This is a genomic window from Stenotrophomonas sp. STEN225 (assembly GCF_056756445.1).
The window spans coordinates 13,931-28,043 of the sequence record NZ_JBRRBV010000023.1 but is presented as its reverse complement, the minus strand read 5'-3'; the positions used below and the strand labels follow the sequence as shown (position 1 = coordinate 28,043).

At 63.7% G+C, this 14,113-nt stretch carries 7 protein-coding genes; all 7 read right to left on the bottom strand.

The annotated features are described in order from the left end of the window. Nucleotide 1: 1 nt before the first annotated feature. The 7 genes from rpsJ to rpoB all read right to left on the bottom strand — a co-directional run bounded on the left by rpsJ (nt 2) and on the right by rpoB (nt 13,831). Complete coding sequence (gene rpsJ, locus ACVOJ1_RS17590) at nt 2-313, bottom strand: 30S ribosomal protein S10 (RefSeq protein ID WP_005408208.1); 312 nt, start codon at nt 311-313, stop codon at nt 2-4. A gap of 333 nt (nt 314-646) precedes the next feature. Further along, the gene (gene tuf, locus ACVOJ1_RS17585) at nt 647-1,837 is read right to left on the bottom strand and encodes an elongation factor Tu (protein ID WP_065176003.1); all 1,191 of its coding nucleotides are present in this window, start codon (nt 1,835-1,837) and stop codon (nt 647-649) included. A gap of 52 nt (nt 1,838-1,889) precedes the next feature. Further along, the gene (fusA, locus tag ACVOJ1_RS17580) at nt 1,890-4,031 is read right to left on the bottom strand and encodes an elongation factor G (protein WP_049470847.1); all 2,142 of its coding nucleotides are present in this window, start codon (nt 4,029-4,031) and stop codon (nt 1,890-1,892) included. A gap of 138 nt (nt 4,032-4,169) precedes the next feature. Beyond that, nucleotides 4,170-4,643, bottom strand: coding sequence for a 30S ribosomal protein S7 (gene rpsG / locus ACVOJ1_RS17575; protein WP_053519957.1), 474 nt, complete (start codon nt 4,641-4,643; stop codon nt 4,170-4,172). Between the two features lie 12 nt (nt 4,644-4,655). Further along, a complete protein-coding gene (rpsL, locus tag ACVOJ1_RS17570) occupies nt 4,656-5,030 on the bottom strand; it encodes a 30S ribosomal protein S12 (protein ID WP_004145320.1) in 375 nt (124 codons plus the stop codon). Between the two features lie 333 nt (nt 5,031-5,363). Then, nucleotides 5,364-9,587: a DNA-directed RNA polymerase subunit beta' gene (gene rpoC, locus ACVOJ1_RS17565; RefSeq protein ID WP_053519956.1), complete on the bottom strand. Its 4,224-nt coding sequence runs from the start codon at nt 9,585-9,587 to the stop codon at nt 5,364-5,366. Between the two features lie 89 nt (nt 9,588-9,676). Continuing rightward, nucleotides 9,677-13,831, bottom strand: coding sequence for a DNA-directed RNA polymerase subunit beta (gene rpoB, locus ACVOJ1_RS17560; protein ID WP_053519955.1), 4,155 nt, complete (start codon nt 13,829-13,831; stop codon nt 9,677-9,679). Nucleotides 13,832-14,113 lie beyond the last annotated feature (282 nt).

Below are 14,113 nucleotides of genomic sequence, written 5' to 3'. Positions count from 1 at the left end.
CTCAGGTCAGCTTGATCTGAACGTCGACGCCGGCAGCCAGTTCGAGCTTCATCAGCGCGTCCACGGTCTTGTCATTCGGGTCAACGATATCGAGCACGCGCTTGTGCGTGCGGGTCTCGTACTGGTCACGCGCGTCCTTGTCGACGTGCGGGGAAACGAGAACGGTGTAACGCTCGATCTTGGTCGGCAGCGGGATCGGGCCACGCACTTGCGCGCCGGTCCGCTTTGCCGTTTCAACGATCTCGCTGGCCGAACGGTCGATCAGACGATGATCGAACGCTTTCAGCCGGATCCGGATCTTTTGGTCCGCCATGGCGGTAGGTTCCTTCGTTAAAAGAGCGACAGACAAAGCCTCTGGGTTGCTTTGCCCCATGAAATTCCTGCATACGGACGGCCCGCACTCCTGCAGGCCGACAAGGTCAATCCGTAGACCTCAAAAACGTAGGCAGACCAGTTTCCCAGCCTGCCCAGACGTAGAAGCATAATGGCACGCCAGGCAGCTGTCAACAGTCTCCTGTTGACGCCGCCTGAATGGCCTTGACCCTTCCTGGTCCGGGGAACACAAGGCACATCCTGTGCCTGCTTTCCCATTTTGATACGCCCCGATGCCCTACCCAGGCAACATCGGGGCGCAGAGTCTAACAGATTACTTGATGATCTTCGAGACCACGCCGGCGCCGACGGTGCGGCCACCTTCGCGGATGGCGAAGCGCAGGCCTTCGTCCATCGCGACCGGGTTGATCAGGGTCACGGTCATCTTGACGTTGTCACCCGGCATCACCATTTCCACGCCTTCCGGCAGCTTGGCAGCGCCGGTGATGTCGGTGGTGCGGAAGTAGAACTGCGGGCGGTAACCGTTGAAGAACGGGGTGTGACGGCCGCCCTCGTCCTTCGACAGCACGTACACTTCGCCTTCGAACTCGGTGTGCGGGGTGATCGAACCCGGCTTGGCCAGAACCTGGCCACGCTCGACGTCGTCACGCTTGGTGCCGCGCAGCAGCAGACCGGCGTTGTCACCTGCCTGGCCCTGGTCCAGCAGCTTGCGGAACATTTCCACGCCGGTCACGGTGGTCTTCTGGGTCGGACGGATACCGACGATTTCGATTTCGTCACCAACCTTGATCACGCCGCGCTCGATACGACCGGTCACCACGGTGCCGCGGCCCGAGATCGAGAACACGTCTTCCACCGGCATCAGGAACGGCTTGTCGATCGCACGCTCCGGCTCCGGAATCCAGGTGTCCAGCGCGTCGACCAGCTTCAGGATCGCCGGCACGCCGATCTCGCTCTGGTCGCCTTCCAGCGCCAGGCGGGCCGAACCCGAGATGATCGGGGTGTCGTCGCCCGGGAACTCGTACTTGCTCAGCAGTTCGCGCACTTCCATTTCGACCAGCTCGAGCAGCTCGGCGTCGTCGACCATGTCAGCCTTGTTCAGGAACACCACGATGTACGGCACGCCGACCTGACGCGACAGCAGGATGTGCTCGCGGGTCTGCGGCATCGGGCCGTCAGCGGCCGAGCACACCAGGATCGCGCCGTCCATCTGGGCAGCACCGGTGATCATGTTCTTGACGTAGTCAGCGTGGCCCGGGCAGTCAACGTGGGCGTAGTGACGGGTCGGGGATTCGTATTCGACGTGCGCGGTCGAGATCGTGATACCACGAGCCTTTTCTTCCGGTGCGGCGTCGATGGCGTCATACGCCTTGAACTCGCCACCGAAGCGCTCGGCGCCGATCTTGGTCAGCGCGGCGGTCAGCGTGGTCTTGCCGTGGTCGACGTGACCGATGGTGCCGACGTTGACGTGCGGCTTGGTGCGCTCGAACTTACCCTTTGCCATTGTTATATACCTTGATTGTTCGTAAGTGGTTTCAAGAGAGGCTGAGCGAGGCTCAGCCCTTCTTCATGACGGCTTCGGCGATGTTGGTCGGAGCCGGCTCGTAGTGATCGAATTCCATGGTGAAGGTGGCGCGGCCCTGGGTCTGCGAACGCAGCGCAGTGGCGTAGCCGAACATTTCACCCAGCGGGATCATCGCGTTGATGATGCTGGCCGAACCGTCACCGGTGGTGTCGGAACCCTGCAGCACGCCGCGACGACGGCTGACGTCGCCCATCACGTCACCCTGGTAATCCTCCGGGGTCACGATCTCGACCTTCATGATCGGCTCCAGCAGCACCGGCTTGGCCTTGGCGAAGCCCTGCTTGAAGGCCATCGACGAAGCCAGCTTGAACGCCATTTCCGAGGAGTCGACGTCGTGGTACGAACCGAACACCAGCTTCACCTTGACGTCCACGACCGGGAAGCCAGCCAGCGGGCCACTGGTGATGGTTTCGCGCAGGCCCTTCTCGACCGACGGAATGAATTCCTTCGGGATCACGCCGCCGGTGATGTCGTTGATGAACAGGAAGTCGTCCTTGATGGCCGGAGCCAGCTTCGGATCGGCACGGTCTTCAGCGGTGATCGGCGACAGCTCGATCACGACGTGACCGTACTGACCCTTACCACCGGACTGCTTGGCGTGCTTGTAGTCCGACTTGACGTCGGCCAGGGTGATCGTTTCGCGGTAGGCCACCTGCGGCGCACCGACGTTGGCTTCAACGTTGAACTCGCGCTTCAGGCGGTCGACGATGATGTCCAGGTGCAGCTCGCCCATGCCGGAGATGATGGTCTGGCCGGATTCTTCGTCGGTCTTGACGCGGAACGACGGATCTTCCTGCGCCAGACGACCCAGGGCCAGACCCATCTTTTCCTGGTCCGACTTGGTCTTCGGCTCGACGGCCATCGAGATCACCGGCTCCGGGAACGTCATGCGCTCCAGGATGATCGGGGCGTCCACGGCGCACAGGGTGTCACCGGTGGTGGTGTCCTTCAGGCCCACGGCCGCAGCGATGTCACCCGCCAGAACTTCCTTGATTTCCTCGCGGTTGTTCGAGTGCATCTGCAGGATGCGGCCGATGCGCTCCTTCTTGCCCTTCACCGAGTTCAGCACGGTGTCACCACCGTTCAGCGTGCCCGAGTAGACGCGGAAGAAGGTCAGCGCGCCGACGAACGGGTCGGTGATGATCTTGAAGGCCAGCGACGAGAACGGCGCCTTGTCGTCCGACTTGCGGGTCATCTCGACGGTATCGTCGTCGACGTCCACGCCCTTCACGTCCGGCACATCGACCGGCGACGGCAGCAGCTGGATCACGCCGTCCAGCATGGCCTGCACGCCCTTGTTCTTGAACGCCGAGCCGCAGTACATCGGCACGATCTCGGTGGCCAGGGTGCGGGTACGCAGCGCGTTGATGATTTCAGCCTCGGCCAGCTCTTCGCCGCCCAGGTACTTCTCCATCAGCTCTTCGCTGGCTTCGGCAGCGGTCTCGACCATGAACTGGCGGGCTTCTTCAGCAGCCGCCTGCAGTTCAGCCGGGATGTCGCTGTACTCGAACTTCATGCCCTGCGAGGCTTCATCCCAGTGGATGGCCTTCATCTTCAGCAGGTCGACGACGCCCTTGAAGTTGTCTTCAGCGCCGATCGGCAGCTGCATCGGCACGGCAACCGCGCCCAGCTTGGCCTTCAGCTGGCCGACGACCTTCTGGAAGTTGGCACCGGTACGGTCCATCTTGTTGACGAACGCGATGCGCGGCACGTGGTACTTGTTGGCCTGACGCCACACGGTTTCCGACTGCGGCTGCACGCCACCGACGGCACACAGCACGAACACCGCACCGTCGAGCACGCGCAGCGAGCGCTCCACTTCGATGGTGAAGTCGACGTGCCCGGGGGTGTCGATGATGTTGAAGCGATGCTCCGGCAGGGACTTGTCCATGCCCTTCCAGAACGCGGTGGTGGCAGCGGACTGGATCGTGATGCCACGCTCCTGCTCCTGCTCCATCCAGTCCATGGTGGCGGCGCCGTCATGCACTTCACCGATCTTGTGGCTCTTGCCGGTGTAGAACAGGATGCGCTCGGACGTGGTGGTCTTGCCGGCATCGATGTGAGCCATGATGCCGAAGTTACGGTAACGCTCGATGGGAGTGGAACGGGCCACGGGGAGCCTCTCAGATTTCTTGGATTTCGGATGGCCGAACGCCGCCTTTCGGCGGCCTTCGGGTTGGCGCAGTCCTTCTGGGACCGCGAGGCAGCACCTAGGTGGTGCTGCCCTGCCTGTTTTGCAAGGCCGTCAAACTCACCAGCGGTAGTGGGCGAATGCCTTGTTGGCTTCGGCCATGCGGTGGGTTTCTTCGCGCTTCTTGATGGCGCCACCACGGTTTTCCGAGGCGTCGATCAGTTCAGCAGCCAGCTTCTTCGGCATGGTGTTCTCACCACGCTTGCGCGCGGAGTCGATCAGCCAGCGCATGGCCAGAGCCATCTTGCGCGAGGCACGCACTTCGACCGGCACCTGGTAGGTGGCACCGCCGACGCGACGCGACTTGACTTCGACCGCCGGAGCGACGTTGTCCAGCGCCTTCTGCACCAGCTCGATGGCGTTGGCGCTGCTGTTCTTCTCGGTGATCACGTCCATGGCGCCGTACACGATCTTTTCGGCGACGGACTTCTTGCCGCTCTGCATGACCATGTTGATGAAGCGGGCGATGGTTTCGCTTCCGTGCTTCGGATCGGGCAGGACGGAACGCTGCGGAGTATTACCCTTACGCGACATAGTGCTCTCTCCTTAGGCCTTCGGACGCTTGGCGCCGTACTTGGAACGGGCCTGGCGACGCTTGGCAACGCCGGCGGCGTCGAGCGAGCCACGAACGGTGTGGTAACGCACACCCGGCAGGTCCTTGACGCGACCGCCGCGGATCAGGACCACGGAGTGCTCCTGCAGGTTGTGGCCTTCACCACCGATGTAGGAAATCACTTCTTCCTGGTTGGTCAGGCGGACCTTGGCAACCTTGCGAAGGGCCGAGTTCGGCTTCTTCGGAGTGGTGGTGTAGACACGGGTGCAGACGCCACGGCGCTGCGGGCACTTGTCGAGCGCCGGCGAGGCACTCTTGTAGGTGGTCGCTTGCCGCGGCTTGCGGACCAGCTGGTTGATCGTCGCCATCAGTAGGTTCTTCTGATTGGTGGCCGGAAAATCCGGCCAGAGATGCGGAAATGTTAAAGCAGGCCAAAATTCTGGCCTGCTGAGACAGACGATTGTAGCAACCTGCCAGGAACGACGTCAAACGCGCCCTGTCAAGCCCGTCCCTGATCCCGGAACGTTACTGGGGGGCCTCCATGTACCCCGTTCAGGTTCGACCGGCCCTCCACGGATGGAGCCGCCTGCCGCTACAGCCAGGTCGGACGGCCTGCGCCGCCCTGCCCTTCAAGCCCGCCCGGGCATGTCCCCGGGCGTTACCGCAAAGGTGGGTCCGGCCTTGCGGCCGGACCGGTCACCTCATTCCTCGCCCGCAGCCTGTTCGGTCTCGGCTTCCACTGCCGGAGCCTCGACCGCCGCCGGGGTGCCGGCCAGGGTCTGCATCTCCGACTCGGTGAGGCCGGACGCGCCACGACGGCGCTGGCTGTGGTACGCCAGACCGGTACCGGCCGGAATCAGACGGCCGACGATGACGTTTTCCTTCAGGCCACGCAGGTTGTCCGAGGTGCCGCGCACGGCCGCTTCGGTCAGCACACGGGTGGTCTCCTGGAACGACGCCGCCGAGATGAACGACTCGGTGGCCAGCGAGGCCTTGGTGATGCCCAGCAGGACCGGATCGAACCGCGCCGGCAGCTCGTTGCGGGTCGACAGGCGGGCATTCTCCTCGATAACGCGCTGGCGTTCGACCTGCTCGCCGTTCAGGAACTTGCTGCTGCCCTGATCGGTGATCTCGACCTTGCGCAGCATCTGGCGGGTGATCACCTCGATGTGCTTGTCGTTGATCTTCACGCCCTGCAGGCGGTACACGTCCTGGATTTCCTTGACCAGGTAGGCCGCCAGCGGTTCGACACCCAGCAGGCGCAGGATGTCCTGCGGGCTCGGCTCGCCGTCCACGATGGTTTCACCCTTGGTGACATGCTCGCCTTCGAACACGATGACCTGGCGGTACTTCGGAATCAGCTCTTCGTGCTCCGAACCATCGGTGTCCTTGATGATCAGGCGCTGCTTGCCCTTGGTGTCCTTGCCGAAGCTGATGATGCCCGAACGCTCGGCCAGCACCGCCGGATCCTTCGGCTTGCGCGCTTCGAAGAGGTCGGCCACGCGCGGCAGACCACCGGTGATGTCGCGGGTCTTCGAGGCTTCCTGCGGGATCTTGGCGACGACGTCGCCCACGCCCACCGGGGCGCCATCCTGCAGGTTGACGATCGAGCGCGGCGGCAGCAGGTACTGCGCCGGCAGATCGGTGCCCGGGATCGACAGGTCGTTGCCCTTGGCGTCGACGATGCGCACGATCGGGCGCAGGTCCTTGGCCTGGGTACCACGACGCTTCGGATCGGTGATTTCGCGCGAGGCCAGGCCGGTCAGCTCGTCGGTCTTCTCGATGACGGTGATGCCGTCGACGAAGTCGATGAAGCGGATGAAGCCGGCCACTTCCGACACGATCGGGTGGTTATGCGGATCCCAGTTGGCCACGGTCTGGCCAGCCTTGATCGCATCGCCGTCCTTGGACGTGATGGTCGCACCGTACGGCAGCTTGTAACGCTCACGCTCACGGCCGTGGGCATCGAGCACCGAGATTTCGCCCGAGCGCGACACTGCCACCAGCGAGCCGTTGGCATGCTCGACCGACTTGAGGTTGCTGAACTTGACCGAGCCGGTGGTCTTGACGGTGATGTTGTCGACCGCAGCAGCTCGCGACGCCGCACCACCGATGTGGAAGGTACGCATGGTCAGCTGGGTACCCGGCTCACCGATGGACTGGGCGGCGATGACGCCGACCGCTTCACCGATGTTGACCAGATGACCACGGGCCAGATCGCGGCCGTAGCAGCGAGCGCAGACACCGAAGGCCGATTCGCACGAAATCGTCGAACGCACCTTGATGCTCTGCACGCCGGCATCTTCCAGCTTGGCGACCCACTGCTCGTCCAGCAGGGTGTTGCGGGTGACGATCGGATCTTCGTCGTTGCCCGGCAGGAACACGTCCTCGGCAACCACGCGACCCAGCACGCGGTCCTTCAGCGGCTCGACCACGTCACCGCCTTCCACGATCGGGGTCATGATCAGGCCTTCGGTGGTACCGCAATCCACCTCGGTGATCACCACGTCCTGCGCCACGTCGACCAGTCGACGGGTCAGGTAACCCGAGTTCGCGGTCTTCAGCGCGGTATCGGCCAGACCCTTACGGGCACCGTGGGTGGAGTTGAAGTACTCCTGCACGTTCAGGCCTTCGCGGAAGTTCGCCTTGATGGGCGTCTCGATGATCGAGCCGTCCGGGCGGGCCATCAGGCCGCGCATGCCGGCCAGCTGACGGATCTGCGCCTGGCTGCCTCGTGCACCGGAGTCGGCCATGATGTACAGCGAGTTCATCGACTTCTGATCGATGGTCTCACCCTTGGCATTGACGACCTTCTCGGTACCGATGGTGTCCATCATCGCCTTGGCGATGCGCTCGTTGGTGCGCGACCAGATGTCGACCACCTTGTTGTAGCGCTCGCCAGCGGTGACCAGACCCGACTGGTACTGCTCCTGGATTTCCAGCACTTCGGCTTCGGCCTCGGTGAGGATGCCGCGCTTTTCGTCCGGGATCAGCATGTCGTCGATACCGATCGACACGCCGGCGCGGGTTGCGTAGGCGAAGCCGGTGTACATCAGCTTGTCGGCGAACACGACCGTGTCCTTCAGACCCAGCTGACGGTAGCTGGAGTTGATCAGGCGCGAGATGTTCTTCTTGGTCAGCTCGGTGTTGGCCAGCGCGAACGGCAGGCCTTCCGGCAGGATTTCAGCCAGCAGGGCGCGACCGATCGTGGTATCCACGATCGAGGTCTTGTTCTGCTTGTTGCCTTCCTCGTCGGTCACCACTTCGGTGATGCGGACCTTGACCTTGGCGTGCAGTTCCACCACGCGGTTGTCGTAGGCGCGCTTGACTTCGGCGATGTTGGCGAAGGCCATGCCCTCGCCCTTCTTGTTTTCCAGCGAGCGGGTCATGTAGTACAGACCCAGCACGACGTCCTGCGACGGCACGATGATCGGCTCGCCGTTGGCCGGCGACAGGATGTTGTTGGTCGACATCATCAGCGCACGCGCTTCCAGCTGGGCTTCCAGCGAGAGCGGCACGTGGACGGCCATCTGGTCACCGTCGAAGTCGGCGTTGAACGCGGTGCAGACCAGCGGATGCAGCTGGATGGCCTTGCCTTCGATCAGCACCGGCTCGAACGCCTGGATGCCCAGACGGTGCAGGGTCGGCGCGCGGTTCAGCATCACCGGATGCTCGCGGATGACCTCTTCCAGGATGTCCCAGACTTCGGCTTCTTCGCGCTCGACCAGCTTCTTGGCGGCCTTGATGGTGGTGGCCAGGCCACGACGCTGCAGCTTGGCGAACACGAACGGCTTGAACAGCTCCAGCGCCATCTTCTTCGGCAGGCCGCACTGGTGCAGGCGCAGGTACGGACCGACCACGATGACCGAACGGCCCGAGTAGTCCACGCGCTTGCCCAGCAGGTTCTGACGGAAGCGACCCTGCTTGCCCTTGATCATGTCGGCCAGCGACTTCAGCGGGCGCTTGTTGGTGCCGGTGATGGCACGGCCACGGCGACCGTTGTCCAGCAGCGCATCGACCGATTCCTGCAGCATGCGCTTTTCATTGCGCACGATGATGTCCGGCGCGCTCAGTTCGAGCAGGCGGCGCAGGCGGTTGTTGCGGTTGATGACGCGGCGGTACAGGTCGTTCAGGTCGGACGTCGCGAAGCGGCCACCGTCCAGCGGCACCAGCGGACGCAGGTCCGGCGGCAGCACCGGCAGCACGGTCATCACCATCCATTCCGGACGGTTGCCCGACTCCAGGAAGGCCTCGATCAGCTTGATGCGCTTGGTCAGTCGCTTCAGCTTGGTTTCCGAACCGGTCGCGGCGATCTCCTCGCGCAGGCGGGTCATCTCCGACTGCAGGTCGATCGTACGCAGCAGTTCGTACACGGCCTCGGCGCCCATGGCGGCGTCGAAGTCGTCACCGTGCTCCTGGCGGGCCTGCAGGTACTGTTCTTCGGTCAGCAGCTGGCGGCGCTCCAGGGCGGTCAGGCCCGGCTCGGTCACCACGTAGGCTTCGAAGTACAGCACGCGCTCGATGTCGCGCAGGGTCATGTCCAGCATCAGGCCGATGCGCGACGGCAGCGACTTGAGGAACCAGATGTGCGCGACCGGCGAGGCCAGGTCGATGTGGCCCATGCGCTCGCGGCGCACCTTGGCCAGGGTCACTTCAGTGCCGCACTTCTCGCAGACCACGCCGCGGTGCTTCATGCGCTTGTACTTGCCGCACAGGCACTCGTAGTCCTTGACCGGGCCGAAGATGGCGGCGCAGAACAGGCCGTCGCGTTCCGGCTTGAAGGTACGGTAGTTGATGGTTTCCGGCTTCTTCACTTCGCCGAAGGACCACGAGCGGATCAGGTCCGGCGAAGCCAGCGCGATCTTGATCGCGTCGAAGTCCAGCGTCTGGCGCTGCTGGTTGAAGAGATTGAGCAGGTCTTTCATGGTGTTCTCCAGAAGGAGGAATGCTGTGTCGATGGGCTTTCAGGTCACTGCCAGCGGCGCGGCGGAGAGAGCCGCCGCGCCGGCATGGATCAGTTGTCTTCCAGTTCCATGTTGATGGCCAGCGAGCGGATTTCCTTCACGAGCACGTTGAAGGATTCCGGCATGCCCGCGACCATCTCGTGCTCACCGTCGACGATGTTCTTGTACATCTGGTTGCGGCCCTGCACGTCATCGGACTTCACCGTCAGCATTTCCTGCAGGGTGTAGGCCGCGCCGTAGGCTTCCAGCGCCCAGACTTCCATTTCACCGAAGCGCTGGCCACCGAACTGCGCCTTGCCGCCCAGCGGCTGCTGGGTGACGAGCGAGTACGGACCGGTCGAACGCGCGTGCATCTTGTCGTCGACCAGGTGGTTCAGCTTCAGGTAGTGCATGTAACCCACGGTGGTGTGGCGATCGAACGCTTCACCGGTGCGGCCGTCGTACAGCTGGGTCTGGCCACTGCTCGGCAGATCGGCCAGTTCCAGCATGCGCTTGATTTCCGCTTCGGTGGCACCGTCGAACACCGGGGTGGCCATCGGCACGCCGTCGGTGAGGTTACGGGCCAGGCGCAGCAGCTCCTCGTCGCTGAACTGCGACAGGTCGACACGGTTGGCCACGTTGGTGTCATCGTGGTTGTAGATGTCGTCCAGGAACCGGCGCAGGTCGGCAACGGCCGCCTGGGCTTCCAGCATTGCCTGGATCTTGCGGCCCAGGCCCTTGGCGGCCCAGCCCAGGTGCACTTCCAGGATCTGGCCGATGTTCATACGCGACGGCACGCCCAGCGGGTTCAGCACGATGTCCACGGTTTCGCCCGAGGCCATGTACGGCATGTCCTCGACCGGCACCACGTTGGACACCACGCCCTTGTTGCCGTGGCGACCCGCCATCTTGTCGCCCGGCTGGATGCGGCGCTTCACGGCCAGGAACACCTTGACCATCTTCAGCACGCCCGGAGCCAGGTCGTCGCCTGCGGTGATCTTGCCGCGCTTGTCGGCGAAGCGACGCTCGAATTCCTTCTCGTGCGCCTGGATCTGCTTCTGGGCGCGCTCGATGGCTTCCGAAGCGTCCTCGTCCTTCATGCGCAGCACGAACCAGTCAGCCTTCTTCAGGCCGTCCAGGTACGCGTCGGTGATGACGTCACCCTTCTTCAGGCCGGCACCGCCGTTGACCACCTTGCCGACGATCTGCGAACGCAGACGCATGTAGATGGCGGCTTCCAGGATGCGGAACTGGTCGTCGAAGTCCTTCTTGACGCGCTTGATCTCCGACTCTTCGATCTGGCGCGCACGCTTGTCCTTCTCGATGCCGTCGCGGGTGAAGACCTGCACGTCGATGACGGTGCCGTCCATGCCCGGCGGAACGCGCAGCGAGCTGTCCTTAACGTCCGAAGCCTTCTCGCCGAAGATCGCGCGCAGCAGCTTCTCTTCCGGGGTCAGCTGGCTCTCGCCCTTCGGCGTGACCTTGCCGACCAGGATGTCGCCGGCGCGGACTTCCGCACCGATGTACACCACGCCGCTCTCGTCCAGGCGGTTCAGCGCCTGCTCGGAAACGTTCGGGATGTCGGCGGAGATTTCCTCCGGCCCCAGCTTGGTGTCGCGCGCGACGCAGGTCAGCTCTTCGATGTGGATCGTGGTGTAGCGATCCTCTTCCACCACGCGCTCGGAGAGCAGGATGGAGTCTTCGAAGTTGTAGCCGTTCCACGGCATGAACGCGATCAGCATGTTCTGGCCCAGGGCCAGTTCGCCGATGTCGGTGGACGGACCGTCGGCCAGCACGTCGCCGCGGGCGATGACGTCACCCACCTGGACCAGCGGACGCTGGTTGATGCAGGTGTTCTGGTTGGAACGGGTGTACTTGACCAGGTTGTAGATGTCGACGCCGGCATCGGTGGCACCGACGATCTCTTCCTCGACCACCTTGACCACGATGCGGGCGGCGTCGATCTGCACGATCTCACCACCACGACGGGCGTTCACGGTCACACCGGAGTCACGCGCCACGGCGCGCTCGATGCCGGTGCCGACCAGCGGCTTCTGCGAACGCAGGGTCGGCACGGCCTGACGCTGCATGTTCGCGCCCATCAGTGCGCGGTTGGCGTCATCGTGCTCCAGGAACGGCACCAGCGCGGCCGCGATCGACACGGTCTGCATCGGCGAGACGTCCATGAAGTGGACCTCCGCCGGCGGCTTCAGCAGCGACTCGCCCTGGTAGCGGCACGGCACGAACTGCTCGGTCAGCATGCTCTTGGCATCGGTCAGGGCGTTGGCCTGGGCGATGACGTACTCGTTTTCCTCGATCGCCGACAGGAACTCGATCTCGTCGGAGACCTTGCCGTCCACGACCTTGCGGTACGGGGTCTCGAGGAAGCCGTACTGGTTGGTGCGGGCGTACACGGCCAGCGAGTTGATCAGGCCGATGTTCGGGCCTTCCGGCGTTTCGATGGTGCAGACGCGGCCGTAGTGGGTCGGGTGCACGTCGCGCACTTCGAAGCCGGCGCGCTCACGGGTCAGGCCGCCCGGGCCCAGGGCCGAGACGCGACGCTTGTGGGTCACTTCCGACAGCGGGTTGTTCTGATCCATGAACTGCGACAGCTGCGAGGAGCCGAAGAACTCCTTGATGGCGGCAGCGACCGGCTTGGCGTTGATCAGTTCCTGCGGCGTCAGGCCTTCGGACTCGGCCATCGACAGGCGTTCCTTGACCGCGCGCTCGACGCGGACCAGGCCGACGCGGAACACGTTCTCGGCCATTTCACCGACCGAACGCACGCGACGGTTGCCCAGGTGATCGATGTCGTCGACCACGCCGCGACCATTGCGGATCTCGGTCAGGACCTTGATCACGTCCAGAATGTCGGAGCTGTCGCCATGGGCAGCGACCAGGCGCTTGGACTCTTCGTCGTTGCGCTCACCGAAGTACTTGCTGTCGTACAGCACGGCTTCGCCGGTGGTTTCCTTGCGGCCCACGCGACGGTTGAACTTCATGCGGCCGACCGCGGACAGGTCGTAGCGCTCGAAGGTGAAGAACAGGTTGTGGAACAGGTTCTGCGCGGCGTCCTTGGTCGGCGGCTCGCCCGGACGCATCATGCGGTAGATCTCGACCAGTGCTTCCAGCTGGGTCTTGGTCGGATCGATGCGCAGGGTGTTGGACAGGTACGGACCACGATCCAGGTCGTTCACCCACAGGGTACCGACCGCATCGACGCCCGCCTTGCGGAAGTTCTGCAGCTGCTCTTCGCTGATCTCGTCATTGGCCTGGGCCAGCAGTTCGCCGGTCGAGGCATCGACCACGTCGTGCGACAGGATGCGGCCGACCAGGTAGTCGTCCGGCACGGCCAGGGCCGCAATGCCCGAGGCTTCCAGCTGCTTGATGTGGCGCGCGGTGATGCGCTTGCCGGCTTCCACGATGACCTTGTCGCCGTCGGCGAGGTCGAAGCCCAGGGTTTCGCCACGCAGGCGCTCCGGCACCAGCTCCAGCTGGACGCCTTCATCCGGGTTGATGTGGAAGGTGTTGATCTCGAAGAACTCGGCCAGCATCTCTTCGTTGCTGTAGCCAAGCGCGCGCAGCAGGATCGACACCGGCAGCTTGCGGCGGCGGTCGATACGGGTGAACAGCGCGTCCTTCGGGTCGAACTCGAAGTCCAGCCAGGAACCGCGGTAGGGGATGATGCGGGCGCTGTACAACAGCTTGCCCGAGCTGTGGGTCTTGCCGCGGTCGTGGTCGAAGAACACGCCCGGCGAGCGGTGCAGCTGCGAGACGATGACGCGCTCGGTGCCGTTGACGATGAAGGTGCCGTTCTCGGTCATCAGCGGGATTTCGCCCAGATAGACCTCCTGCTCCTTCACGTACTTGATGGCCTTGGTCGACGACTCGCGGTCGTAGATCACCAGGCGCACGGTCACGCGCAGCGGAGCGCCGTAGCTCATGCCGCGCTGGCGGCATTCACGTTCGTCGAAGACCGGCTCGCCCAGCTTGTAGCCGACGTACTCCAGGGCGGCATTGCCGCTGTAGCTGGCGATCGGGAAGACCGACTTCAGCGCGGCGTGCAGGCCATGATCGGCACGCTTGGCCGGATCGATGTTCTCCTGCAGGAAATCACGGTAGGAATCCACCTGGATCGCGAGCAGGAACGGCACTTCGAGAATCGAGCGCTGCTTGCCGAAATCCTTGCGGATACGCTTCTTTTCGGTGAACGAATAGGACGTCATGAGGTCTTCCACCTTGTTGTGCGGGCCGTGCGTCCACGACCCTGAAGGGAACTTTGAAATTGTCAGTTGGAAGTCGCTGGTATTGCCGGCACCAGCACGCCTTCTCCCGCTACTTCCAACTGCCAACTCGTCTGCATCTACTTCCCTGCTGCCGCGCGATGCGCGGGCGTGCCGGGATTTGACCGCAGCCCGTGTTGGGCTTTCTACCGCCTGATTCCACCCGCGCAGTACACGGGCCTGCAACAACGACCAAAGGCCGGGGGCTTACGCCCCCAGCCTTGG